At 56.6% G+C, this 24,570-nt stretch carries 21 protein-coding genes; 15 read left to right on the top strand and 6 right to left on the bottom strand.

The genetic code is table 11. The features are described 5' to 3' along the window. Position 1: 1 nt before the first annotated feature. Positions 2–985 carry an arabinose ABC transporter substrate-binding protein gene (locus tag AC6I8B_RS09355; protein ID WP_010245365.1) on the bottom strand — a complete coding sequence of 328 codons (984 nt, stop codon included), beginning with the start codon at positions 983–985 and terminating at the stop codon, positions 2–4. Between the two features lie 365 nt (positions 986–1,350). Between AC6I8B_RS09355 and AC6I8B_RS09350 the strand changes: the two genes are divergently transcribed. The 3 genes from AC6I8B_RS09350 to AC6I8B_RS09340 all read left to right on the top strand — a co-directional run bounded on the left by AC6I8B_RS09350 (position 1,351) and on the right by AC6I8B_RS09340 (position 6,285). Continuing rightward, the gene (locus tag AC6I8B_RS09350; protein WP_187512434.1) at positions 1,351–3,054 is read left to right on the top strand and encodes a ribulokinase; all 1,704 of its coding nucleotides are present in this window, start codon (positions 1,351–1,353) and stop codon (positions 3,052–3,054) included. A gap of 202 nt (positions 3,055–3,256) precedes the next feature. Then, entirely contained in the window at positions 3,257–4,756 is a 1,500-nt protein-coding gene (araA, locus tag AC6I8B_RS09345; RefSeq protein ID WP_010670082.1) for an L-arabinose isomerase, read from the top strand. Positions 4,757–5,817: 1,061 nt separating this feature from the next. Next, on the top strand, positions 5,818–6,285 hold the full coding sequence (locus tag AC6I8B_RS09340) for a GNAT family N-acetyltransferase (RefSeq protein WP_497816257.1): 468 nt from the start codon (positions 5,818–5,820) through the stop codon (positions 6,283–6,285). Positions 6,286–6,329: 44 nt separating this feature from the next. On the opposite strand, the gene yjfF is transcribed toward AC6I8B_RS09340, so the two are convergent. The 4 genes from yjfF to ytfQ form a co-directional block, all read right to left on the bottom strand. Then, positions 6,330–7,316 (bottom strand): galactofuranose ABC transporter, permease protein YjfF, encoded by a 987-nt coding sequence (yjfF, locus tag AC6I8B_RS09335; RefSeq protein ID WP_010245373.1) that lies wholly within the window; start codon positions 7,314–7,316, stop codon positions 6,330–6,332. Further along, positions 7,313–8,329 carry a galactofuranose ABC transporter, ATP-binding protein YtfT gene (ytfT, locus tag AC6I8B_RS09330; RefSeq protein WP_010245375.1) on the bottom strand — a complete coding sequence of 339 codons (1,017 nt, stop codon included), beginning with the start codon at positions 8,327–8,329 and terminating at the stop codon, positions 7,313–7,315. The genes yjfF and ytfT overlap by 4 nt, the downstream gene beginning before the upstream one ends. Beyond that, positions 8,322–9,842: a sugar ABC transporter ATP-binding protein gene (locus tag AC6I8B_RS09325; RefSeq protein ID WP_010245377.1), complete on the bottom strand. Its 1,521-nt coding sequence runs from the start codon at positions 9,840–9,842 to the stop codon at positions 8,322–8,324. The genes ytfT and AC6I8B_RS09325 overlap by 8 nt, the downstream gene beginning before the upstream one ends. 76 nt (positions 9,843–9,918) lie before the next feature. After that, the gene (gene ytfQ / locus AC6I8B_RS09320) at positions 9,919–10,875 is read right to left on the bottom strand and encodes a galactofuranose ABC transporter, galactofuranose-binding protein YtfQ (protein ID WP_010245380.1); all 957 of its coding nucleotides are present in this window, start codon (positions 10,873–10,875) and stop codon (positions 9,919–9,921) included. A gap of 687 nt (positions 10,876–11,562) precedes the next feature. Here ytfQ and ydgT point away from each other — a divergent pair. The 12 genes from ydgT to AC6I8B_RS09260 all read left to right on the top strand — a co-directional run bounded on the left by ydgT (position 11,563) and on the right by AC6I8B_RS09260 (position 23,179). Continuing rightward, positions 11,563–11,778, top strand: a complete 216-nt coding sequence (gene ydgT / locus AC6I8B_RS09315; RefSeq protein ID WP_003853427.1) for a transcription modulator YdgT — start codon at positions 11,563–11,565, stop codon at positions 11,776–11,778. Between the two features lie 110 nt (positions 11,779–11,888). After that, the gene (locus AC6I8B_RS09310) at positions 11,889–12,332 is read left to right on the top strand and encodes a DUF2569 domain-containing protein (RefSeq protein WP_045140389.1); all 444 of its coding nucleotides are present in this window, start codon (positions 11,889–11,891) and stop codon (positions 12,330–12,332) included. Between the two features lie 123 nt (positions 12,333–12,455). Continuing rightward, positions 12,456–13,037 carry an electron transport complex subunit RsxA gene (gene rsxA, locus AC6I8B_RS09305; protein WP_003853423.1) on the top strand — a complete coding sequence of 194 codons (582 nt, stop codon included), beginning with the start codon at positions 12,456–12,458 and terminating at the stop codon, positions 13,035–13,037. Further along, entirely contained in the window at positions 13,037–13,615 is a 579-nt protein-coding gene (gene rsxB / locus AC6I8B_RS09300; RefSeq protein WP_010245386.1) for an electron transport complex subunit RsxB, read from the top strand. Before rsxA ends, rsxB begins: the two co-directional genes overlap by 1 nt. Then, positions 13,608–16,310 carry an electron transport complex subunit RsxC gene (rsxC, locus tag AC6I8B_RS09295; RefSeq protein WP_497817704.1) on the top strand — a complete coding sequence of 901 codons (2,703 nt, stop codon included), beginning with the start codon at positions 13,608–13,610 and terminating at the stop codon, positions 16,308–16,310. The genes rsxB and rsxC overlap by 8 nt, the downstream gene beginning before the upstream one ends. Then, positions 16,311–17,369: an electron transport complex subunit RsxD gene (gene rsxD / locus AC6I8B_RS09290; RefSeq protein WP_033786237.1), complete on the top strand. Its 1,059-nt coding sequence runs from the start codon at positions 16,311–16,313 to the stop codon at positions 17,367–17,369. A gap of 3 nt (positions 17,370–17,372) precedes the next feature. After that, entirely contained in the window at positions 17,373–18,005 is a 633-nt protein-coding gene (rsxG, locus tag AC6I8B_RS09285; RefSeq protein ID WP_010670075.1) for an electron transport complex subunit RsxG, read from the top strand. Then, positions 17,998–18,702, top strand: a complete 705-nt coding sequence (locus AC6I8B_RS09280) for an electron transport complex subunit E (RefSeq protein WP_010245400.1) — start codon at positions 17,998–18,000, stop codon at positions 18,700–18,702. Before rsxG ends, AC6I8B_RS09280 begins: the two co-directional genes overlap by 8 nt. After that, positions 18,699–19,331, top strand: a complete 633-nt coding sequence (gene nth, locus AC6I8B_RS09275; protein ID WP_010245402.1) for an endonuclease III — start codon at positions 18,699–18,701, stop codon at positions 19,329–19,331. The genes AC6I8B_RS09280 and nth overlap by 4 nt, the downstream gene beginning before the upstream one ends. Positions 19,332–19,537: 206 nt before the next feature. Beyond that, positions 19,538–20,257, top strand: coding sequence for an HPP family protein (locus AC6I8B_RS09270; protein ID WP_010670074.1), 720 nt, complete (start codon positions 19,538–19,540; stop codon positions 20,255–20,257). A gap of 257 nt (positions 20,258–20,514) precedes the next feature. Then, positions 20,515–21,858, top strand: a complete 1,344-nt coding sequence (locus AC6I8B_RS09265; protein ID WP_010670073.1) for an MFS transporter — start codon at positions 20,515–20,517, stop codon at positions 21,856–21,858. Further along, complete coding sequence (locus tag AC6I8B_RS09260; RefSeq protein WP_033767139.1) at positions 21,836–23,179, top strand: enolase C-terminal domain-like protein; 1,344 nt, start codon at positions 21,836–21,838, stop codon at positions 23,177–23,179. Before AC6I8B_RS09265 ends, AC6I8B_RS09260 begins: the two co-directional genes overlap by 23 nt. Before the next feature lie 39 nt (positions 23,180–23,218). Here the strand turns inward: AC6I8B_RS09260 and AC6I8B_RS09255 are convergent, their stop codons facing one another. Then, positions 23,219–23,914, bottom strand: a complete 696-nt coding sequence (locus AC6I8B_RS09255) for a CTP synthase C-terminal region-related (seleno)protein (RefSeq protein WP_497817703.1) — start codon at positions 23,912–23,914, stop codon at positions 23,219–23,221. Positions 23,915–24,570 lie beyond the last annotated feature (656 nt).

The raw sequence follows: 24,570 nt of genomic DNA, 5'->3' as shown, positions 1-24,570 counted from the left end.
GTTACATCAGTCCTTTTTTCGCCAGTTCAGTTTTGAAGTTGTCACGGGTGATCAGCACCACATCGGTAACTTCAGTGAATTTCGGTGGCTCTTCACCTTTGCTGACCCAGTTGTAGAGCATCTGGCTGCTTTTGTAGCCGTGGATATCCGGGCTTGGCAGCAGCGATCCGTAGAAGCCGGTTGCCTTCTCTTTCGACAGTTCACTGATGGCATCCACGCCGTTGATGCCGATACCGATGACGTCAGCCGCTTTAAAGCCCTGACCTTCGGTCGCACGCACGCCGCCCAGCACGGTGTTGTCGTTCATACCCACAATCAGCCAGTGTTTGACTTCAGGATGCTGAACCAGCAGAGAGTTACCGGCGTCAAATGCGCCAGGGATGTCGTTAGATTTGGTCGGGACCTGGTAGATCTGCGCTGCCGGGAAGCCAGCGGCTTTGATGGCGTCCATGGAGCCGCCGGTACGACGACGAGCGGTGTCGAGTTCGTTAGCGGTAATCGCCATCACGCCGGTGGTTTTCACATCCCAGCCGCGTTTCTGCATCTCTTTATAGAGTTCCTGACCCTGACGCTCACCAATTTTGGTCGCAGCCATCATCACCAGCGGCACGGTATCCATTGGTTTGCCTTTGGCGGTGACGAACTGGTCATCGACCGCGATGACTTTCAGACCGTAGCCACGCGCTTTTGCCATGATGGCAGAGCCGAGTTTCGGATCGGGCGTACAGATAACAAAACCTTTCGCGCCGTTAGCCGCCAGGCTGTCGATGGCATTCAGGGTTTTTTCACCATCCGGCACGGCAATTTTAATGACATCAAAGCCAAGATCTTTGCCCGCTTTGTCGGCGAATTTCCATTCAGTCTGGAACCAGGGTTCTTCTGGTTGCTTGACTAAGAATCCCAGCTTCATGGTCTCGGCGATAGCGGATTGTGACATAACCGCTGCCAGGCCGATGGCCGCGAACGCTTTAGTGAATTTATGCATGATGCTCTCCGGTACCAGGTTATTTTTCGCTGCTAATAACGAATCGGTGTAAACGCTACCAGTTTGTTTTGTTTTGTGGGTACAGCCATAAATCAGTGCGTTAGGCTGGCATGTGCTGACAGACTGTCCAGACGCTGGGCTAGTTTTAGCGGTATTAGCGAAGAAAAATGTAGAGCGGTATCACATCTTAAAATCACGACAAAATGATCCATATATTCAGCAAATTTAACCGGACCTTAACTTTTGCAATGGATCACAAAATCACTGCCGATGACAGAAAAGTGCATATTGTCAGCCAGCGATGACTAACTGATTTGGCGCGCCGAACCCAGGATACAGGAGTTAACTAACTACAGGAGATTCCGATGCGTGCTGGAGCCATCACCCTTGGGCTGGACTTTGGTAGTGATTCGGTGCGTGCGCTGGCCGTGGATTGTCATAGCGGCAAAGAGCTGCAGAGTGCGGTGTTCAGCTATCCGCGCTGGCAACAGGGCTTATACAGCGATCCGCACACTAACCGTTTTCGTCACCATCCACAGGATTACATCGACGCCATGGAGCAGGCGCTGCTCGGCGTGCTGAATGCACTGAGTGAAGATCAGCGCAACGCCGTGGTCGGCATTGGTGTTGACAGCACCGGTTCGACCCCTGCCCCTATTGACCGCGACGGCAACGTGCTGGCGCTGCGTCCGGAGTTCGCCGACAACCCCAACGCGATGTTTGTGTTGTGGAAAGATCACACTGCTATAGAAGAAGCGGAAGAGATCAATCAGCTGTGCCACAGCGGCCGCTTCCTGGATTACAGCCGCTATATTGGCGGGATTTACTCCTCGGAGTGGTTCTGGGCGAAGATTCTGCACGTGTCGCGTGAAGATGCGGCCGTGCGTGACGCCGCTGTCTCCTGGGTCGAACTGTGCGACTGGGTGCCAGCCTTGTTAAGCGGCACCACTGCACCTGACAAATTGCGCCGCGGCCGCTGTGCGGCCGGGCACAAGGCGCTGTGGCACGGCGACTGGAACGGCCTGCCCGATGTGGATTTTCTCAATGCGCTGGACCCGCTGTTAACGCAACAGCTCGACTCTCCCCTGTTTACCGATACCTGGACCGCTGATCTGCCTGTCGGCACGCTTAGCCCTGAATGGGCGCAGCGTCTTGGTCTGACGCAAACCGTGACGCTTTCGGGTGGCGCATTTGACTGCCATATGGGCGCGGTCGGTGGCGGTGCCAAACCCTATACCCTGGTGAAAGTGATCGGCACCTCAACCTGCGACATCCTGATTGCGGATACTGAAAAGGTCGGCGATCGCGACATCAAAGGCATCTGTGGTCAGGTCGATGGCAGCGTAATGCCGGGCGCTATCGGGCTGGAGGCGGGTCAGTCTGCCTTTGGTGATATCTACGCCTGGTTCAGCCGTTTACTGGGCTGGCCGCTGCAGCTGGCGGCGCAGCAGCATCCGGAGCTGAAGCCTCAGCTGGCTGAGATGCAAAAGAGTCTGATTAAAGATCTGACCGAGGCCTGGGCCGCAAACCCGCAGCTCGACCATCTGCCGGTGGTGCTGGACTGGTTTAACGGTCGCCGCACGCCAAATGCCAATCAGCGGCTGAAAGGGGTGATTACCGACCTCAATCTGGGCACCGATGCCCCCGCGCTGTTTGGTGGTCTGGTCGCCGCCACCGCATTTGGGGCACGCGCAATTATGGAGTGCTTCGAACAGCAGCAGATCCCGGTCGAGAGCATTCTGACCCTGGGCGGCATCGCGCGGAAATCCCCGGCGATTATGCAGGCCTGCTGCGATGTGATGAACCGCCCACTGGATATCGTCGCCTCTGACGAGTGCTGTGCGCTGGGTGCGGCCATTTTCGCCGCCGTCGCCGCCGGTGTGCACGCCAGCGTTCCCGACGCCCAGCAGGTGATGGCCAGCCCGATTGCCGTGACGCTGCAGCCCGATCCGGCGCGCGTCGCCCGCTATCAACAACTTTATCAACGCTATCAACAATGGTGCGTGGCGGCTGAACCGCAATACGCCGCACGCCCCGCTTCCGCTAAGAGCCTATCTCAGCAGGCGTAATGTTGCAGGCAGTCTGGACACGGACAGCGCGGAACAATCCGTAGTACACGGAGTACGTGAGGATTACTCGCTACGCTCGCCCTTTCAGGGCCGCCCTGACGGGCGTTCAGGTTGCTAAAGCAGCCTGTGTGAGCACTGCCCAGGTTCAGACTGACAAATAAAATAGCCTATTGAGGTAGGCTCAAAGTAAAGGAGTGGTTTTATGGAACAGTCAAACAGCTACAGCGTGTGGTTTGTCATCGGCACGCAGCACCTCTACGGGGCGGAGACGTTACGCCAGGTTGAACAGAATGCACGTCAGGTGGTAGAGGGTTTAAATCAGGCCGGTTTACCGCTGCGTCTGGAGCTGAAACCGCTGGTTAAATCACCGGATGAAGCGCTGGCTCTGTGTCGCGATGCCAATTATGACAAGGAGTGCGTCGGTATCATTACCTGGCTGCACACCTTCTCCCCGGCCAAAATGTGGATCGGTGGCCTGAGCGTGCTGAATAAGCCGCTGCTGCAATTCCATACCCAGTTCAATGCGGAGATTCCGTGGGACAGCATGGACATGGACTTTATGAACCTGAACCAGACCGCACACGGCGGCCGCGAGTTCGGTTTCATCGGCGCACGTATGGGCCTCCAGCACAGCGTGGTGACCGGTCACTGGCAGGATAGCGCCAGCCAGCAGCGCCTCGGCAACTGGATGCGTGCAGCACTGACCAAACAGGCCAGTCAGCAGCTGAAAGTCGCGCGTTTCGGCGACAACATGCGTGAAGTGGCCGTGACCGAAGGCGATAAAGTCGCCGCGCAGATTCAGTTCGGTTATTCGGTGAATGGCTGGGGCGTCGGCGATCTGGTTGAGGTGATCAATGGCGTCAGCGATGGCGACGTGAATGCGCTGGTCGACGAATATGAAAGCCTGTATCGCTTTACCGATGTTGCCGCTTCCGGCGGCGAAAAGCGTCAGAACGTGCTGGATGCCGCGCGCATCGAGCTGGGTCTGAAGCGTTTCCTGGAAGCGGAAGGCTGCCACGCTTTCACCACCAACTTCCAGACGCTGCACGGCATGACGCAATTGCCAGGTCTGGCGGTTCAGCGTCTGATGGGTCAGGGTTATGGCTTCGCAGGTGAAGGTGACTGGAAGACCGCTGCGCTGCTGCGCATTTTCAAAGTGCTGGCAGGCGATCGCAAAGGTGGCACCTCCTTTATGGAGGATTACACCTATCACTTCTCACCCGGTAACGATCTGGTTCTCGGCTCGCATATGCTGGAGGTCTGCCCGTCAATTGCCATTGAAGAGAAGCCATTGATCGATGTGCAGTTCCTGGGCATTGGTGATAAAGCCGACCCGGCGCGCATGATTTTCTCAACGCCAGCGGGTCGCGCGATTAACGCCAGCGTAATTGATATGGGTGATCGTTTCCGTCTGCTGGTTAACGTGGTGGATGCTATCGAACAGCCGAAACCGCTGCCGAAGTTGCCGGTTGCGCGCGCACTGTGGAAAGCCCAGCCGTCACTGGCAACGGCATCCGAAGCGTGGATTCTGGGCGGCGGCGCGCACCATACGGTGTTCAGCCAGGCGCTGACGCTGGATGATATGTATCTGTACGGTGAGATGAACGATATCGAAGTGCTGGTGATTGATGAGCACACGCGTTTACCTGCGTTTAAAGACGCACTGCGCTGGAACGAAGCGTATTACCGTTTGAAACGTTAATAACTAAAGGGCGCTGTTCAATTTTTTAATTAACAGCGCTCTTAAGTAAGTTAATGAAACGGCCGACGCAGGATTATGCGGCATCAGTTTTTGATAAATACTGTGCTATTCAGTCGGGAATTGAAAATCCCATGCGGCGAACACCTTAATTCACTGCTCGTTATCTACCCCTTATTAATACTTTCTCGCATGTTTTTAAAAGCAATGATCAAGCCTAATCGGGAAGGAATGGTATGCCTGAAGAGCAAAGCGTCCGCGCCAGGGATGGCGCGGCCGATCCGCATGGATGCGGGAATCCTTTGCGATCAGGCATATCTTTCCTGACCTTTCTCATCAGCCAATAGCAATTTGAATTAATCCACCATCAATAGAAATATCCACTGTCCTGCTTCTTAAAGCGATGCATCAGCCCAACCGGGAAAGAAAGGTATGCCTGAAAAGCAAAGCGTCCACGCCAGGGATGGCGCGGCCGATCCGCATGGATGCGGGAATCCTTTGCGATCAGGCATACCTTTCCTGACCTTTCTCATCAGCCAACAGCAATTTGTATTAATCCACCATCAATAGAAATATCCACTGTCCTGCTTCTTAAAGCGATGCATCAGCCCAACCGGGAAGGAAAGGTATGCCTGAAAAGCAAAGCGTCCGCGCCAGGGATGGCGCGGCCGATCCGCATGGATGCGGGAATCCTTTGCGATCAGGCATATCTTTCCTGACCTTTCTCATCAGCCAACAGCAATTTGTATTAATCCACCATCAATAGAAATATCCACTGTCCTGCTTCTTGAAGCGATGCATTAGCCCAACCGGGAAGGAATGGTATGCCTGAAGAGCAAAGCGTCCGCGCCAGGGATGGCGCGGCCGATCCGCATGGATGCGGGAATCCTTTGCGATCAGGCATACCTTTCCTGACCTTGCACCTAAATCCAATAGCGATTGTTTTTGCTGTCATACAAAAGACAACCTAAGTCTTTGCTATAACTTAACCCTTTCTTGAACTTGCACTTTCCCCCACCAGCCTGTATTGCTTGTAGCCTGAAAAAACAAAGGTCGCCAGCGCCATGCAAATTGCCGAGCTAAACCAACATCCCGGCTTCGCCGGACAAACCGCACAACTGTTGCACACTGAATGGTCACACCTTCCTGCATGGTCTCACCCGCCTGCCATCCTTGAGCGTTTAAAACAGCGCAATCAGAAACCTTCGGCAGAATTTACTCTTATTGCCACACCGGATGGCGAAACGGTGGTCGCGACCTGCAGCGTCATTCGCTATGAACTGGATGACATTCCGGCACGAGAATTCTGGATTGGTGAGGTGGTGACGGACAAGGCATTCCGGGGTCAGGGCGTGGCAAAAGCGTTAATACAGCAGGCGATTGCGCGATCCAGACAACAGCAGATGGGTGAACTGTGGCTCTATACACCCGATCAACAGGCGTACTATCAGCGTTCAGGATGGCAGGCAGTGGAACAGCGGCAAATAGCGGGTGAAGAAGTCACGGTAATGGTGCTGCGTCTGGCGCAGTAAAAGGCGGCTCCTGCGAGCCGCCATTGACCGGAGTACTGAAGAACTCAGGAAGGTAATCGCTTAACGGGCGCGTTCTGCTGACGATCCCAGATGACCGTCAGTAACCGCTGCAGGGCGATAAACGCAAACAGCAGAATTCCGATGGCGATCTTGGTCCACCAGGAACTCAGCGTACCGTCGAAGTTAATCCATGTCTGAATCAGCCCCTGAATCAACACACCGAACAGCGTGCCCAAAACTGTACCCACACCACCCGACAGCAGCGTGCCGCCAATCACCACTGACGCGATCGCATCCAGCTCTACACCCAGCCCTGCCAGCGCATAACCTGCCGAGGTATAAATCGAGAACACGATCCCGGCCAGCGTCGCCAGCGTGGTGGAAAGCATATAAATCTTAATGGTGGTCGCACGGGTCGAAACGCCCATCAGCTGGGCGGATGTCATATTGCCACCGATGGCGTAAACCCGGTTACCAAAGCGCGTGCGGTGCGCCAGAATAATCCCGCCAGACACCACCACCAGCATAATCACCGCCAGCAGGCTGAGACGCCCACCGCCCGGCACTTTCCACGCCAGACTGGAAAGCATGCTGTAGAACGGATGATCGATAGGAATTGAGTTCTCCGACACCAGATAACTGCATCCGCGCAGGAAAAACATCCCCGCCAGCGTAATGATAAATGCCGGAATCTTCAGCGCATCGATCAGCCAGCCCATCATGGCCCCGAACAGCGCGCCCAGCGACAGAATCAGCGCAAATGCCAGCAACGGATCGATATGAAAATCACCGATCGCCCGGGCAAGAAACACGCCGGTAAAGGCGATCACCGCACCCACCGACAGATCGATACCGCCCGATAAAATCACGAAGGTCATGCCGACGGCGATAATCCCGAGGAAAGCATTATCGGTCAGGATATTGCAGATTACACGGGTGGAGGCAAAGCCCGGAAACTGACTCAGACAAAACAGGTAACCCGCCACAAACACCAGCAAGGTGATCATCAGCGGAAGATGACGTTTAATCATGTCGGGCGTCTCCGTTTCAACATCGCAATAAACCGCGGTGACTGCAGCAACAGCACGCACATCACCACCACCGCTTTCACCACCTGATTCAGCTCAGGCGGGAAGCCGGAGAGCAAAATTCCGGTATTCATCGACTGAATAATCAGCGCGCCGATCAGCGACAACACCAGATTAAAACGGCCACCCATCAGCGACGCACCGCCAATCACCACGGCGAGAATCGCATCCAGCTCCAGCCATAATCCGGCGTTATTAGCATCTGCACCGCGAATATCCGCCGCGACGATCAGTCCCGCAACAGCGGCACAAACGCCACTTATGGCGTAGGTTGACATCACCACCAGCCAGCCTGTCACCCCCGCGTTACGGGCCGCGCGCAGATTAATCCCCACAGCTTCGATAAACAGACCCAGCGCGGTTTTGCGCGTCAGCAACCAGACCGCCAGCGCTACCACCAGCGTGATCCAGACCGGGACCGGCAACATCCACAGCGAGCCGTTACCAAACCAGCCAAGACTGTCACTGTCGAACGTCACAATCTGCCCCTGCGTAATCAGCTGAGCGATTCCGCGCCCGGCGACCATCAGAATCAGCGTGGCAACAAATGGCTGAATACGCAGCAACGCCACCAGCACGCCATTCCATACGCCACAGGCTAAACCGGTTCCCAGCGTGCAGAGAATAATAAACGGCACACCATGTCCGGCTACGGTCAATGTCGCAGCCGTCGCGCCTGCGATCGCCATCACCGCACCCACGGAAAGATCGATGCCGCCGGTGGCGATCACCAGCGTCATCCCGATCGCCAGCAGGGCAACCGGTGCCGCACGGTTAAGAATATCGATCGGACTGCCGAACAGACGCCCATCCTGCAGATGCACGGCAAAAAAGTTATTGGCCACCAGACTGTCAATCAACAGCACCAACAGCAGCGCGGCGATTTGCGGCATCCCTGGCGGGAGTTTCAGCTTACGACGTGGCGTTTTTTCAGATGTCATAGGGGACTCAAGCATGTTTTACCCCTCCGTCCGCGATAGCATTGACGATCGACGCTACCGAAAGCTGCTCCAGCGGAATTTCTGCCACCTGCTTCAGATCGCGCATAATCAACACCCGATCGGCATAACCGACCAGCTCTTCGAGTTCAGAGGAGATCACCAGCAGCGCCAGACCATCGGCGCACAGGGATTCAATTAAACGGATAATCTCGGCGTGCGCGCCCACATCAATGCCGCGCGTCGGTTCGTCGAGGATTAAAAACTGCGGTTTGGTCACCAGCCAGCGCGACAGCAGCACCTTCTGCTGGTTGCCGCCCGATAACAGCTCCACAGGCTGCTCTGCATGCGGCGTACGAATACCCAGACTCTTGATAAAACGATCGGCAATCGCCTGCTGCTCACGCTTCTTAATTGGCCGTAACCAGCCGCGCTGCGCCTGCAACGCCAGAATAATATTTTCACGAACCGAGGCCGCGCCGATAATCCCGTCTGTCTTACGGTCTTCCGGGCAAAAACCCATGCCCAGCTGCGAGGCTTTCGCCGGATTAGTAATGCGCTGCACCTTGCCTTTGATCTTCGCTGTTCCTCGGTCGGCACGACGAATACCAAACAACACCTCGGCGGTTTCGGTGCGGCCCGAACCCAGCAGCCCCGCCAGTCCCACTACTTCGCCTGGACGAACTTCCAGGTTAAAGGGCTCGATGGTGCCTTTCCTGCCGTAATCCTCAAACGACACCACCGGCTGATTGCTGCGCAGCGTGCTGCCCTGCCGCTGCAGCGCCGTCTCCAGCAGTTCGCGACCCAGCATCAGCTTAATCAGCTCAATCTGCGGCAGCGTGGCGGTATCGCGGGTGGCGATAAATTGCCCGTTACGCAGCACGGTAATCCGGTCAGTAATGCGGTACACCTGGTCGAGAAAGTGCGTCACAAAAATCAGGCTCATCCCTTTGGCTTTTAACTGCGCCATCAGGGTAAACAGCATCTCAACCTCGCTGGCATCCAGACTGGCTGTCGGCTCATCCAGGATCAAAACCTGGGCGGAAAGATCGACCGCGCGGCAGATGGCGATAATCTGCTGCATCGCCACCGAGTAGTGGCCCAGCGGACGTGTTACATCGAGGGAAAAACCATAATTCCGCATCAGCGCATCGGCCTCCCGCACCATCCGGCGACGGTCGATCATGCCAAAGCGGCGCGGTTCGCGGCCAATATAGAGGTTATCTGCCACCGACATATTCGGCAGCATATTCACTTCCTGATAAACGGTGCCGATACCCATCTCCTGCGCCTGCGCCGTGTTATGCGGCGTAATCGGCTCACCATTCAGGGTGATGGTCCCTGCATCACGGCTGTAAACACCGGTCAGCACTTTAATCAGGGTGGACTTGCCGGCACCGTTCTCCCCCAGCAGCGCCATGATCTCCCCTTTACGGATATCAAAGGAAACATTATTCAGCGCTTTGACGCCGGGAAAACCTTTGCTGACGCCGCTGATGGATAACAGCGGTGTTTCATTTTGCGTGGTCATTCTGCTCACTCCGCCTCACGTCATGAAAAACCGCCCCGTAGGGCGGTCTGCGGCTGGTCTGCGGCTGATCGGTGAATCAGTAACCCATGCCTTTTTTGGTATCCAGCTCCTTCTGCGCGTCGGCAGGCAGGAACAGCTTAGATTCGGTCTTGATCACTTTTGGCGGCAGCGTGCCATCTTTCTTGAATTTTTCCAGCGCATCAAACGCCGGGCCAGCCATGTTTGGCGTCAGCTCCACGTTGGCGTTAGCCTCACCCGCCAGCATCGCTTTATAGATATCCGGTACACCATCAATCGAGCCGGTCAGAATATCTTTGCCCGGTTTCAGGCCAGCTTCTTTAATCGCCTGAATGGCACCGATCGCCATATCATCGTTATGCGCGTAAACCATGCAGATGTTTTTGCCGTTGTTCTCCGCCTTGATAAAGCTCTCCATCACCTCTTTACCCTTACTGCGGGTAAAGTCACCCGACTGCGAGCGGATCACTTTAATGTTTGGATGGTTGCTGATCGCTTCAGCAAAGCCTTTCTTACGATCGATTGCCACGCTGGCACCCACCGTGCCCTGCAGTTCCACCACGTTACACTGCTTGTCGCCCACGGTTTTCACCAGCCAGTCGCCAATCAGCTTGCCTTCCAGCACGTTGTCAGCCGTCACCACCGCCTGATAGAGCGATTTGTCTTTTACCACAATGGCGCGGTCCAGCAGGTAAACCGGGATTTTGGCATCTTTGGCTTCTTCCAGTACCGGCTCCCAGCCGGTCTGCACCACCGGTGCGATGAAGATGGCATCAACGCCCTGAGCGATGAACGAACGTACCGCCTTGATCTGATTCTCTTGTTTCTGCTGTCCGTCGGCGATTTTCAGGGTGATTCCGCGTTTTTTGGCTTCGCTTTTCGCTACGTTGGTTTCCGCCGAACGCCAGCCAGATTCCGAACCTACCTGCGAGAAGCCGACCGTCATATCTGCAGCGAGTACCGGGCCGGTTAACGCGGCGCTGACCAGCGTGGTCAGAAGTAAACGTTTCCACATAGTTTTTAATCCTCTGAAAGGCGTTTGCTGTTTAGGGTAGAGAGCCTGCTTAGACTGGACTAAAAAAGCGTGCATAATGGCGACACACTTCACAAAACAGAGCAATTTAAAGGGGTTACGTGTAGTCACACGGTTTGACTGACGAGGGAGTTATGGATAAAACGGCTGAGTAGAAAAAATCTGCTCGTTAAATAATTGTAATAAACAGAATCGCTTATGCTTACTGCCACTGGAAACGATTACAGCCAGGCGTACAAAACGGGTTATCCGGCCTGCGATGAACAAAAAATGGGATTTGTGATAGTCCGCACAGTAGATCGCTGGCCTGAGTCAGGCGCGAAACGTTTCTCTGGCACTAAGTGCAGAATGGTTAATTTTTTTGGGCTAAAAGGGTGAGAAAGAAGCCACTAATGCATTGTCAGCGCTGAATAAGAAAAAAAATAATATTTAACCTCTGCTTTTAAACGCTTTATGCCGGCTCTGTCCGTAATAAGTTAGTGAGGTGTTTAAGATAGAGACGCTGAGTTGCTGGCTCAGACAATAGTAAAAAAGCCAGATATGGAGTTTTAGTGACTAATAAGGTGCTTTTATCTGATTTTCGCCTTTTTTAAGCCGCATGATCTGGACAGCATAAGCTTGCCCCCTATACTGAGCACTCCTTTGTTACTTCTATCTGTTATGGCAATGATGACTGCGCACGATTACCTGCTTAAATTCCGCAAAGTAAATAATTCAGACAGTCTGGAAAAGCTTTTCGATCATCTTAATTACTCCCTGACGAATGATCTGGAAATCATCAATATGTACCGGGCTGCCGATCACCGACGTGCTGAACTGGTCTCTGGCGGACGGTTATATGATCTCGGCTGTGTCCCTAAAACGGTGTGGCGCTACGTGGTCTGATTTCCGGCTGATTTATCGCGGTTTATCCCGCTGATCTTGTCCGGATGGGCGTGCCCCTCTGGACATGTTATTCTGCTGCGCTTCGACTCCCCGAGACAGGAATAACCACGATGAATGAACAGGTTGCTGCGCCGCGTATTGGTGGCTGGCTTTTGCTGCCGCTGGCCTGGCTGATAATGACCCTGTTAACCACCGTTCTGGTGCTGGCAATGTATCTGACACCACTGTTTAATCCGGAATGGCGTGTGGCGCTGTTTTCTCACGGCAGCACACTCTTCTCTTACTGGGCTATTTCCCTGCTCACCGCCGTGGCGGTCTGGGCTTATAGTCTCTGGATCAGCTGGCTGTTCTTTAAGCGCTCCCGCCGCCTGCCGCGTCACTATCTGCTCTGGCTGCTGATTACCGTGCTGCTGGCGCTGAAAACCTTTGCTTTTACGCCGGTTACCGATAGCCGTGCCCTCCAGACATTACTGCTGTCACTGCTGGCCGCTGCGGTGTTTGTGCCCTACTTCAAACGCTCAAAACGGGTAAAAACGACCTTTATCGCGCCATAACGCTGTGAGTTATGTCAGGAATTTAATTCTGAGTGCGGTCTGCCGCTCAGCGGATGGCGCAGGTGTTGAGATACGCCGCGCTATCAATGATAATAAGCCGCTTTCTGGCTCCCAGGCGAAAAAATGACCGATTATCTGCTTCTCTTTGTTGGCACCGTGCTGGTGAATAACTTCGTATTAGTGAAGTTTCTCGGCCTGTGTCCTTTTATGGGCGTTTCCAAAAAACTGGAAACGGCGATTGGCATGGGCCTCGCCACGACATTCGTCATTACCCTGGCCTCGATCTGTGCCTGGCTGGTCAATCATCTGATCCTGCTGCCGCTGGATCTGGTCTATCTGCGTACCATGGCCTATATCCTGGTGATCGCCGTCGTGGTGCAGTTCACCGAAATGGTGGTGCGTAAAACCAGCCCGTCGCTCTATCGTCTGCTGGGTATCTTTCTGCCGCTGATCACCACCAACTGTGCGGTGCTGGGCGTACCTCTGCTGAGCGTCAACCTTAACCACACCTTTATGCAGGCCGCGCTGTATGGTTTCAGTGCCTCTATCGGCTTCTCGCTGGTGATGGTGCTGTTCGCCGGTATGCGCGAGCGGCTGGTGCTGGCCAATGTTCCTGCCCCGTTTAAAGGCAACTCCATCGCCCTGATTACCGCGGGCCTGATGGCACTGGCGTTTATGGGCTTCAGCGGTCTGGTGAAATTCTGATGACCGCGATCTGGATTGCTGTTGCCGTATTAAGTGCGCTGAGCCTGGTGTTCGGCGCGCTGCTGGGTTACGCCTCGCGCCGCTTTGAAGTCGAAGAAGATCCTATTGTTGAGCAGATTGATGCCATTCTGCCGCAGAGCCAGTGCGGTCAGTGTGGCTATCCGGGCTGTCGCCCCTATGCGGATGCGGTCGGTAACAATGGTGAAGCGATCAATAAATGCGCGCCAGGTGGTGAGCAGACCATGCTCAAGCTGGCAGCCCTGCTTAACGTTGAACCGCAGCCGATTGATGGCGATGAAACGGCGAAAGAGCCGGTGCGCACCGTGGCGTTTATTGATGAAGCCAACTGCATTGGCTGCACCAAATGTATTCAGGCTTGTCCGGTAGATGCCATTGTCGGGGCAACCCGCGCCATGCACACCGTGCTGAGCGATGTCTGCACCGGCTGCGATCTCTGTGTCGCGCCCTGCCCGACTGACTGTATTGAAATGCGTCCGGTTGCCACCACGCCAGCTAACTGGAAGTGGGATTTAAATACCATTCCTGTACGGGTGATCCCGGTAGAAACTCATGCTTAATCTGTTTAACTTCCTGAAAAAAGATAAGGTCTGGGATTTTCAGGGTGGTATTCATCCGCCGGAAATGAAAACCCAGTCCAACGGCACGCCGCTCTCCGAACTGCCGTTGCCGCACCGTTTTATTATCCCGCTGAAACAGCATATCGGACATGAAGGTGAGATCTGCGTTGCGCCTGGCGACAAAGTGCTGCGCGGTCAGCCTCTGACATTTGGCACTGGCCGCATGCTGCCAGTCCACGCGCCCACCTCCGGCGTGATTGAAGATATCGGTCAGCATATGACCGCGCACCCTTCAGGTCTCTCTGAGCTTTGCATTTTCCTGACGCCAGATGGCGACGACCGCTGGATGCCGCTGGATCCGCTGCCTGACTACCGTCAGCATCCGCGCGCCGACATTGTGCAGCGTATTCACGACGCCGGCATTGCCGGTCTCGGCGGCGCGGGTTTCCCCACCGCCACCAAACTGAAGGGCGGCCTGCGCGGGGTTAAAACCCTGATTATTAACGCGGCGGAGTGTGAGCCTTATATCACCGCTGACGATCGTCTGATGCAGGACTACGCTGCCGAAGTCCTGGAAGGCAGCCGTATTCTCGCCTGGGTGTTACAGGCTGAACAGGTGCTGATTGGCATTGAAGATAACAAGCCTGAAGCCATTGCCGCACTGAAGCAGGCGCTGGGTAGCGAGCGCGATCTGCACATCCGGGTCATCCCGACCAAATATCCCTCCGGCGGTGCCAAGCAGCTGACCCGCATCCTTACCGGGAAGGAAGTGCCGCACGGCGGGCGCTCCTCCGATATCGGCGTGCTGATGCAGAACGTCGGCACCGCCTGGGCGGTTAAGCGGGCCATTATTAATGGTGAACCGATCACCGAACGCGTTGTGACGCTGACCGGCGAGGCGATCGCCCAGCCGCGTAACGTCTGGAGTCGTCTCGGCACCCCGATCAGTCATCTGTTGCACCAGGTCGGGTTCACGCCTGCGCCGCGTCAGATGGTGATCATGGGCGGTCCGCTGATGGGCTTTACCCTGCCATCGCTGGATGTGCCGGTGGTGAAGATCACCAACTGTATTCTGGCCCCGTCTGCCAGTGAGATGGGCAACAACGACGAAGAGCAGTCCTGCATTCGCTGTTCAGCCTGTGCCGATGCCTGTCCGGCCAAACTGCTGCCGCAGCAGCTTTACTGGTACAGCCAGGGCGGCGATCACGATAAAGCGCGCGCTCACCATATTAATGACTGCATCGAATGTGGTGCCTGCGCCTATGTCTGCCCGAGCAATATTCCGCTGGTGCAATATTACCGTCAGGAAAAAGCGGAACTGCGCGCCATCGATCTGGAAGCGAAACGCACGCTGGAAGCCAAAGCACGCTTCGAAGCACGCCAGGCGCGACTGGAGCGTGAAAAGCAGGCTCGTGAAGCGCGTCATGAAGAGGCGAAGCAACGCGTTGCCCGCACCGATACCAGCGAACTGGCTGCGGCCAAAGCGCGGGTGAAAGCCCGCCAGACGGCCGAACCGGATGAGGCAACGCTTGAAGCCCAGCGTGAAGCCCGCCATGCGCAGGCGCGTCTGCGTCAGGCCGAGGCGCAGGCTGAAACCCAGCCGGTGACGCGTCAGACCGTCGATCCGCGTAAAGCGGCGGTTGAAGCGGCTATTGCCCGGGCGAAAGCGAAGAAAACAGTGCCGGTTGAGGCGGCGGATAACCAGGCTGAGGCCAGTGTCGATCCGCGTAAAGCCGCAGTAGAAGCCACTATCGCCCGCGCCAAAGCGAAGAAAGCCGTGCAGGCGGAAAACGCCGAGGCACCACAGGCCGCAACCGACAGCGCTGCAGACGCCGCACATGACGCCGCCGCTGAGACCGATCCGCGTAAAGCCGCGGTTCAGGCTGCCATCGCCCGCGCCAAAGCGAAGAAAGCGGCTCAGGCTGAAGGCGCTGAGGCTCCGCAGGCCGCAACCGACAGCGCTGCAGAAGCCGCGCCGGACGCCGCCGCTGAGACCGATCCGCGTAAAGCCGCGGTTCAGGCCGCCATCGCCCGCGCCAAAGCGAAGAAAGCCGCTCAGGCTGAAGCCGCCGAGGCACCGCAGGCCGTAACCGACAGCGCTGCAGACGCCGCCGCTGAAAGCGATCCGCGTAAAGCCGCGGTTCAGGCCGCCATCGCCCGCGCCAAAGCGAAGAAAGCGGCTCAGGCTGAAGGCTCCGAGGCTCCGCAGGCAGCAACCGACACCGTTGCAGAAGCCGCGCCGGACGCCGCCGCTGAAACCGATCCGCGTAAAGCCGCGGTTCAGGCCGCCATCGCCCGCGCCAAAGCGAAGAAAGCCGCTCAGGCGGAAAACGCCGAGGCTCCGCAGGCCGCAGGCGACAGCGCTACAGAAGCCGTGCCGGACGCCGCCGCTGAAAGCGATCCGCGTAAAGCCGCGGTTCAGGCCGCTATCGCCCGTGCCAAAGCGAAGAAAGCCGCACAGGCGGAAAGTGAGGCGGATGCCGCTTCACGTGATGCCGCAGCACTGGCTACCGCCGCGCATTTTGCGGTGGATAAAGCGGAGCAGGCCCAGGAGCAGGCAAACAACGCCAATGCAGAACCTGAACAGGCACCTGAACTGAATCAACCCGATGATGCGCGCAAGGCCGCTATTGCTGCCGCCATCGCCCGTGCCAAAGCGCGTAAAGCGCAGTCGTCTACGACGCTTGAGGATTAAATGGCTTTTCGTATCGCAAGTTCTCCTTACACCCATAATCGCCGCAGCACCGGCAATATCATGCTGCTGGTGGTGCTGGCCGCGGTGCCAGGTTTTGCTGCACAGTGTTATTTCTTTGGCTACGGCACCTTTTTACAGGTCTTACTGGCGACGCTGACCGCCTGGCTGACAGAGGCAGCGATTCTGCGACTGCGCAAAGCGCCCGTTGCCAGCACCCTCGCGGATAACTCGGCGCTGCTGACCGCCGTCCTGATCGGTATCAGCCTGCCGCCGCTGGCGCCGTGGTGGCTGGTGGTGATCGGTACCCTGTTTGCTGTCGTCATTGCGAAACAACTCTATGGCGGACTGGGCCAGAACCCGTTTAACCCGGCGATGGTCGGCTATGTGGTCCTGCTCATCTCCTTCCCGGTGCAGATGACCAGCTGGTTGCCGCCCGATACGCTTCAGGCGATCAAACCCGGGCTGATGGACAGCCTGAGCATGGTGTTCCGGGGCCACACGCTGGCGGGTGAAACCATGCAGCAGCTACAGATGGGTGTTGATGGCATCAGCCAGGCGACGCCGCTTGATACGTTTAAAACTGGTTTACGCGCGGGTCACAGTGCTGAACATCTGCTGGCGCAGCCGATTTACAACGGCGTGCTGGCGGGCCTCGGCTGGCAGTGGGTTAACGTGGGTTATCTGGCCGGCGGCCTGTTCCTGTTGTGGAAAAATGCTATCCGCTGGCATGTCCCTGCCGCCATGCTGCTGTCACTGGCCTTCTGCGCGACGCTGGGCTGGTTCTTCTCACCAGAATCGCTGAACAGCCCGCTGATTCATCTTTTCTCCGGTGCCACCATGCTGGGTGCGTTCTTCATTGCCACCGATCCGGTGACCGCTTCAACCACCAACCGTGGCCGCCTGGTGTATGGCGCGCTGATTGGACTGCTGGTCTGGCTGATCCGCAGCTTTGGCGGTTATCCCGATGGCGTAGCGTTTGCTGTGCTGCTGGCGAACATCTGTGTGCCGCTCATCGATTACTACACCCAGCCGCGCGTTTACGGCCATCAGAAGGATTAAGCGATGCTGGAGACGATTCGCAAAAATGGGGTAACGCTGGCGATTTTTGCCGCGATCACCACCGCCGCCACGGCAGTGGTAAATACCGTAACCAGGCCGACGGTGGAACATCAGACCCTGTTGCAGCAGAAAAACCTGCTGGACCAGGTGGTGCCTGTTGAGCTTTATGACAACAACATCCAGCAGGACTGTTACGTTGTCACGGATGCAGCGCTGGGCAACAGTGCGCCGCACCATCTCTTCCTGGCGCGTAAAGGTGGCCAGCCGGTCGCGGCTGCGCTGGAGACGACTGCACCTGACGGCTATTCTGGTGCGATACAGATGCTGGTCGGTGCCGATTTCCAGGGTAAAGTATTGGGCGTGCGGGTGATTGAACACCACGAAACGCCCGGTCTGGGGGATAAGATCGAACTGCGTATCTCTGACTGGATCAACAGCTTTAATGGCAAAGTGGTTCATGGTCCGGCAGATAAAGCTTTTGCGGTTAAGAAAGATGGCGGTGAATTCGATCAGTTCACCGGTGCCACCATTACCCCACGCGCGGTGGTCAATGCAACCAAACGCACCGCGCTGTTAATGAAAACACTTCCGGAGAGACTCTCTTCGTTACCGGTATGTGGAGACGCAAATGAGTGAAGCTAAAAGCCTGCTGGTCGGTGGATTATGGAAGAACAACTCAGCGCTGGTGCAGCTGCTGGGCCTCTGTCCGCTGCTGGCGGTTACGGCAACCGCCACCAACGCGCTGGGTTTAGGCCTGGCGACCACGCTGGTGCTGACCCTGACCAACAGTTTTATTTCCGCCTCGCGCCGCTGGGTGCCATCGGAAATTCGTATCCCGATTTATGTGATGATCATCGCCTCGGTAGTGAGCTGCGTACAGATGCTGATCAACGCCTATGCCTATGGTCTTTATCAGTCGCTGGGCATTTTTATCCCGCTGATCGTGACCAACTGTATCGTGGTCGGTCGTGCTGAAGCCGTCGCCTCTAAAAGCAGCATCCCGCTTGCCGCGCTGGATGGCTTCGCCATCGGCATGGGCGCGACCTGCGCCATGGTGGTGCTGGGATCGCTGCGCGAAATTATCGGCAGTGGCACGCTGTTTAACGGTGCCGACCAGCTGCTCGGTCCCTGGGCGAAGTCGCTGCGTATCGAAGTGGTCCATTTCGACTCGCCAATGTTGCTGGCGATGCTGCCGCCAGGCGCCTTTATCGGCCTGGGCATGATGCTGGCCGGAAAATATCTGATCGATCAGAAGATGAAACAGCGGGCAGCACTGCGTGCTCAGGCGGCTGAAACCGCGCCGCCTCAGGACGCTGTCGGGAAACCGGTGTGAATCAGACCAAACGCACCGAAATTCTCCGTCGGCTGCAGCAGAATAATCCGCATCCGACCACCGAACTCAACTTCAGCACGCCGTTTGAGTTGCTGATCGCGGTGCTGCTCTCGGCGCAGGCGACCGATGTCAGCGTGAACAAAGCCACCGCAAAGCTCTATCCGGTGGCCAATACGCCTGCCGCGATGCTGGCGCTGGGTGTGGATGGCGTGAAGGAGTACATTAAAACCATCGGCCTGTTTAACAGCAAAGCGGAAAATGTGATTAAAACCTGCCGCATTTTGCTTGAGCAGCACAACGGCGAAGTGCCGGAAGATCGTGCGGCACTGGAAGCCCTGCCCGGTGTCGGCCGTAAAACCGCCAATGTGGTGCTCAACACCGCCTTTGGCTGGCCGACGATTGCCGTCGATACCCATATCTTTCGCGTCAGCAACCGGACGAAATTTGCGCCGGGTAAGAATGTGGAAGAGGTGGAGCAGAAGCTGCTGAAGGTGGTTCCGGCGGCGTATAAGGTTGATTGCCATCACTGGCTGATTCTGCACGGTCGCTACACCTGCGTAGCGCGTAAACCCCGCTGTGGCTCCTGCCTGATTGAAGATCTCTGTGAGTATCCCGACAAAGTCGAGTGATTGCACTGATGAAAGACCCGCTGCGGCGGGTTTTTTATTATCCGGCGATCACCTCTGCTAACGCGTCTCCTGCCCGATCCCCCTTTTGCTGCTCTCCCTGTTCCTACGAATAACGGTACAGTTTGTCGGGTTGTTACATTGATGTTGATGATGGAGAATCGCCGCCCCTGACGATAAGAAAATGTTATGACACAGTGAGTAAAGTAATGAACAAAAGCGCTTCTGCCGGAAGCCATCCTCTGCGCCTGTTTCTGGCGCGCCTCTGGCCACATCCGCTGGCAGTGAGTAAAAAGCATGTGGTGATCGCCGGACTGGGTGCCGGTATCGGCTTGATCCTGACCAGCCTGCTGAGCCACTGGGTGCTGGGCGAACTGAACCTGTGGTTTGTCGCGCCGGTCGGTGCCTCGGCGGTTTTACTCTTTGGTCTGCCCGCCAGTCCGCTGGCTCAGCCGTGGGCAATCGTCGGCGGCAACAGCCTGTCAGCGCTGGCGGGCGTTACCGTCAGCCAGCTGATCCCTGATCCTGCCCTTGCCTGCGGCGTCGCAGCCTGTGTGGCGATCCTGTTAATGTTCCAGCTGCGCTGTCTGCATCCGCCCGGCGGTGCCGTTGCGCTGACCGCTATTCTGGGCGGCCCTTCGGTGCAGCAGCTTGGATATCACTTTGTCCTGACGCCGATCCTGCTCAATTCACTGACCCTCGCCCTGCTGGCTCTGCTGTTTAATAATCTTGCCGGTCGTCGCTATCCGCATCCGCTGGCCCCGGAAGAAGTTAAACCCGATCCGGTAGCCATGCCGGTCCCGCTGACGCGCGCCGATCTGCATCAGGCTTTGCAGGACGGTGAACTGCTGGATATTGACGAGGATGATTTGCAGGCGCTGCTGCTGCGTGCTGAAGAGATTGCCCAGCGCCGTCAGTTCAGTGGCTGAAACCTGTCTGCCCGCACTGGCACATCTTTCAGTGTCGGCGCGACTTCTGGCATTCAGATCTCCTCTGAACGCTGGGCTTAAGAAGTTGATCGCTGCCACAGTTTTACTCTGCCGCTTCGCCCACTTCACTCCGTAACATACTGATAACACAACCGTCCAGGCCGTACGCCCATCGGCTCCTGGGCGGATGCCCATAGAGCTGGCCTTTTCAGCGCCCTACACTTTGCTCTTCTTTACGTTTCTCATGAGGAAGACCGATGGATAGCGCCTTGTCCCCGCAGCACGATGAGCTGATCGCCTCCGCCATCAAAAAGTTCTTCACCCATATCATCCCGATGCTGGTGGTGATGCTGATTATTAACCAGATCGACCGTGCCAATATTGGCTTTATCAAAGCGGAGTTGCGCACCGATGCCGGGATCAGCGCGGCGGCCTTTGGGCTGGGCGCGGGCCTCTTTTTTATCGGCTATGCGCTGTTTGAGGTGCCGAGCAACCTGATGATGAAGCGCTTCGGCGCCCGCGTCTGGCTGACGCGCATCATGATTACCTGGGGACTGGTGGTGGTCCTGACCGGTTTCGTCACCTCACCGATCCAGTTTTACCTGCTGCGTTTTTTACTTGGCGTAGCGGAAGCAGGCTTCTTTCCTGGCGTGCTGTTCTATTTCCGTCAGTGGGTGCCCAATGCCTGGCGCGGCCGCGCCACCGCGATGGTGCTGAGTGCCACCGCTGGTGCCTTTCTCTTCTCCGGCCCCATCACCGGCGCGATCCTGATGATGCACAATTTCCTGGGGATTGCTGGCTGGAAGTGGGTGATGTTTCTCGAAGGCGGTGCGTCGGTGCTGGTCGGCATTCTCGCCGCCTGGGTGCTGGTGTCACGACCTGGCGAGGCGCGCTGGCTGAGTGCCGCGGAGAAACAGGCGCTGGTACAGCAGCTGCAGAATGAAGAGACGCAGCGTGACGAGCTTAACCGCGAGCCAGGCAAAATGTCGCTGCTACGTAATCGCAGCCTGCTGTTCTTCTGCGCGATCTTTTTCACTATGACCATGACCGGCTATACGCTGGTGTTCTGGCTGCCGCAGATTATTCAGCGCATTCAGGGCTTCAGCAGTTTTGGCATCGGCATTCTCACCGCCGTGCCCTGGCTGTGCGCCATTATTGCCATTAACCTGCTGAGCCGCTTTTCAGACCGCCACCGCGACAAGCTCGATAAAGCGCTGGGTGTCGCCATGCTGGTCGCGGCCTGCGGCACCTTTATGGCCACGCTGGGTTCCCCGTGGTTTGGCTTCCTGGCGATGATCGTGGCCTGTATCGGCTCGAAAGTCAGTGCGACCTTTTTCTGGCCGATGCCACAGGGAGAGCTGCCCGCCTCGATTGTCGCGCCCGGCATTGCGCTGGTGAATTCCGTTGGCAACCTTGGCGGCTTCTTCGCGCCGACGGTGTTTGGCTATCTGGAGATGAAGACCGGCTCCACCACCGGCGGTCTCTATGCCCTGACCAGCGTCTCGCTGCTGACCGGGCTGTGGCTGCTGCTGCGCCGCAAGCCATCCCCGCCTTCCCTCGATCCTATGGAGAATCAACATGTCAGACAGTCCAGTCATTAAAACAATGCGGGTAGTGCCGGTCGCCGGATATGACAGCATGCTGCTGAACATTGGCGGCGCACACAACTGTTACTTTACCCGTATCCTGGTGATCCTGACTGACTCGGCTGGCCGTACCGGCGTCGGCGAAAGTCCCTGTCACGCTTCAACGCTGGCGCTGCTTGAGCGCTTTCGTCCGCAGATTGAGGGCAGCGAACTCCTGCGGCTGAATGCCACTATCGCCACGCTGTTTGCCAGCGACGCACGACACCAGCAGACCGCGCATACCGACGACATTCATATTCCGCAGATGAACCCGGAGAAGTTTTACAACGCCACCGCGGCGATTGAAGCGGCGCTGCTTGATCTGCTGGGTCAGCACCTGAATCTGCCGGTGGCCGAGTTACTTGCCAGCGGCAAGCAGCGCGATCGGGTGCCGGTCCTCGGCTATCTGTTCTATATCGCCGACCGTAATCTGACCAGCATGAACTATCAGGCGGGCCACGCGGGTGGTGATGCCTGGCTGCAACTGCGTCATGAGAAAGCGATGGACGCGGAAGGCGTGGTGCGGCTGGCGGAGGCGGCAGCGGATCGCTATGGCTTCCGCGATTTCAAACTCAAGGGCGGAGTCCATCACGGCGAAGTGGAAGTGGAGACGGTCAATGCCCTGCTGGCGCGCTTCCCGCAGGCGCGGGTAACGGTTGATCCTAACGCCAGCTGGTCGCTGGATGAGGCCATTTATTATGGCAAACAGCTGGCGGGCCGCATTCCCTATCTGGAAGATCCCTGCGGCGCGGAGCATGGCTATTCCGGTCGGGAAACGCTGGCAGAATTCAGGCGGGCCACCGGCGTTCCGGTTGCCACGAATATGATCGCCAATGACTGGCGACAGTTGCAGCATGCGCTGCAGCTGAATGCCATCGACATCCCCCTGGCCGACCCACACTTCTGGACGATGCGTAACGCACATACCGTGGCGCAGCTCTGCCATGAGTGGGGCCTGACCACCGGCTGCCACTCAAACAACCACTTTGACGTGTCGCTGGCGATGGTGGCGCATCTGGGGGCCGCCGCACCCGGTGATCGCCTGACCGCCTTTGATACCCACTGGATCTGGCAGGATGGGCAGCAGCTGACGCAGCATGCGCCGCAGATTCGGGATGGCTATCTGGAACTTCCAGAGGGGCCAGGGCTGGGGATTACCCTGAATATGGAACGGGTTGAAGCGGCACATGCGCTCTACAACTCCCTACCGGACAAAAACCGAAACGATGCGCTGGGCATGCAGTTTCTGATCGATAACTGGTCCTTTAACGCAAAACGTCCGGCCATGCTGCGCTGATACACATCGTCCTGTGACAGTGTCACAGGATGATTGCGTTTAGCGTTGCGCCAGCGCCGCCTGCATCCAGGCAATCACCAGCGGAGAATCTTTGTCCTGCAGGGCGGCGCGTTCCGACTGAAACAGCGTGGCGACATAGAATGGGTGATCCGGAAGCTCGACGCCACGCACATCGCCCGCGTTGTCCCAGGCAGTAATGCGCAGCGTATTATCGCCCAGCGCTGCACTGAATTCCGGGTTAACACCAAAGTTACAGTGATAACCTTCATCGCTCTCCAGCACGCCGTAGGCTCTGGCAATGCGTGACCCGGGTTCGAACCCCACCGCGCCGCGCTGTTCCACCAGCGAACAGCTCAGCGGGGCAATCACCATCCTTCCCTCGGTGTCTGTCTCGGCATGACTGGCATCCTGCCAGCCCAGTACGTTGCGCGCATATTCGATCAGCGCATACTGGAATCCACCGCAGGAGCCAAGAAAAGGCTTTCCGGTTTCACGCACCCAGCGGAGTGTGTCAAACACGCCGGCATCATTTCGATAGGGGCTACCGGGCACCACCCAGACGGCGTCGCTGAGTTGCAGTTCTGACTCATCCAGTCGGTCAGTGGCGATCCACTCCGCTTCAGCGGTGATATTCAGCCAGCGGGAAGCACGTTCAATAGCAACGGGGATAGCCTGATGGGCAACCGCATCGGCGCGGTAGTCACCAACCAGAGATAAACGCAGGGGGGACGACATAAACAGATCCTTCTCGGGGAAATTGAGAGGTTACAGTAATGTTAATTTTCTGTCGAGGGCGAGCTGAAAGCGGATTATCGCGATACGTTTTTTAACACGCACGGGCGGCTTGTCACCGGCAGGCTGAGCTGATTTTTATCTTGCCAGCGCCTGCGAGCCCCCTCAGCTACCGCGTCAGACGAGACAACGCAACCGGTTTCTTTTTTTCCTTTCTGAAATAAATCATCTGTTTGTGCACAGGATCATCATTTGACGGTTTTTGCGGCAATGCCAGGCGTGTAATGTCCGATAATTCGGCAGATTGACTGTGAATTAATCAGCAACCTGCCGTTAGTGCTGCCTGATTATCATTCAGCAAACTATTTATCTGGTTAACCGCGCATTAGCAGTTAATGTTAATACTCTCCAGTGCAAGGCGCTTATCCAGCGTTTATGCGCTGCTATTTTCACTACACTCAAAATTAAAAACCAATTAACAGTTTGCTATAAGTTTTTTAACCCAACATTCCAGGGTCGGGCGGGTTGTCAGAAAATTCTTGCCCTGCCGCCCGTAATCAGCCAAATTAGTCGCCGCTTTTCCCTTCTAATAACAATCTTGCGCATGGAAAACTCACATGACGCGGACTTAATTCCTGTCCCGAAACAGGGTATGAAAA

It is taken from the genome of Pantoea sp. X-Soil-ISGK-285 (assembly GCF_059730815.1).
Note: the sequence above shows the minus strand (reverse complement) of the source record. Positions and strands in the feature narration are given on the sequence as shown.

Coding starts and splice junctions, on each gene's coding strand:
- rsxA (WP_003853423.1), top strand. CDS start 12,456: ATGACCGATTATCTGCTTCTCTTTGTTGGCACCGTGCTGGTGAATAAC.
- rsxD (WP_033786237.1), top strand. CDS start 16,311: ATGGCTTTTCGTATCGCAAGTTCTCCTTACACCCATAATCGCCGCAGC.
- AC6I8B_RS09265 (WP_010670073.1), top strand. CDS start 20,515: ATGGATAGCGCCTTGTCCCCGCAGCACGATGAGCTGATCGCCTCCGCC.
- araA (WP_010670082.1), top strand. CDS start 3,257: ATGGAACAGTCAAACAGCTACAGCGTGTGGTTTGTCATCGGCACGCAG.
- AC6I8B_RS09340 (WP_497816257.1), top strand. CDS start 5,818: ATGCAAATTGCCGAGCTAAACCAACATCCCGGCTTCGCCGGACAAACC.
- AC6I8B_RS09310 (WP_045140389.1), top strand. CDS start 11,889: ATGAATGAACAGGTTGCTGCGCCGCGTATTGGTGGCTGGCTTTTGCTG.
- AC6I8B_RS09255 (WP_497817703.1), bottom strand. CDS start 23,914: ATGTCGTCCCCCCTGCGTTTATCTCTGGTTGGTGACTACCGCGCCGAT.
- AC6I8B_RS09260 (WP_033767139.1), top strand. CDS start 21,836: ATGTCAGACAGTCCAGTCATTAAAACAATGCGGGTAGTGCCGGTCGCC.
- AC6I8B_RS09325 (WP_010245377.1), bottom strand. CDS start 9,842: ATGACCACGCAAAATGAAACACCGCTGTTATCCATCAGCGGCGTCAGC.
- AC6I8B_RS09270 (WP_010670074.1), top strand. CDS start 19,538: ATGAACAAAAGCGCTTCTGCCGGAAGCCATCCTCTGCGCCTGTTTCTG.
- yjfF (WP_010245373.1), bottom strand. CDS start 7,316: ATGATTAAACGTCATCTTCCGCTGATGATCACCTTGCTGGTGTTTGTG.
- ydgT (WP_003853427.1), top strand. CDS start 11,563: ATGACTGCGCACGATTACCTGCTTAAATTCCGCAAAGTAAATAATTCA.
- rsxC (WP_497817704.1), top strand. CDS start 13,608: ATGCTTAATCTGTTTAACTTCCTGAAAAAAGATAAGGTCTGGGATTTT.
- rsxB (WP_010245386.1), top strand. CDS start 13,037: ATGACCGCGATCTGGATTGCTGTTGCCGTATTAAGTGCGCTGAGCCTG.
- rsxG (WP_010670075.1), top strand. CDS start 17,373: ATGCTGGAGACGATTCGCAAAAATGGGGTAACGCTGGCGATTTTTGCC.
- AC6I8B_RS09350 (WP_187512434.1), top strand. CDS start 1,351: ATGCGTGCTGGAGCCATCACCCTTGGGCTGGACTTTGGTAGTGATTCG.
- ytfT (WP_010245375.1), bottom strand. CDS start 8,329: ATGCTTGAGTCCCCTATGACATCTGAAAAAACGCCACGTCGTAAGCTG.
- AC6I8B_RS09355 (WP_010245365.1), bottom strand. CDS start 985: ATGCATAAATTCACTAAAGCGTTCGCGGCCATCGGCCTGGCAGCGGTT.
- AC6I8B_RS09280 (WP_010245400.1), top strand. CDS start 17,998: ATGAGTGAAGCTAAAAGCCTGCTGGTCGGTGGATTATGGAAGAACAAC.
- ytfQ (WP_010245380.1), bottom strand. CDS start 10,875: ATGTGGAAACGTTTACTTCTGACCACGCTGGTCAGCGCCGCGTTAACC.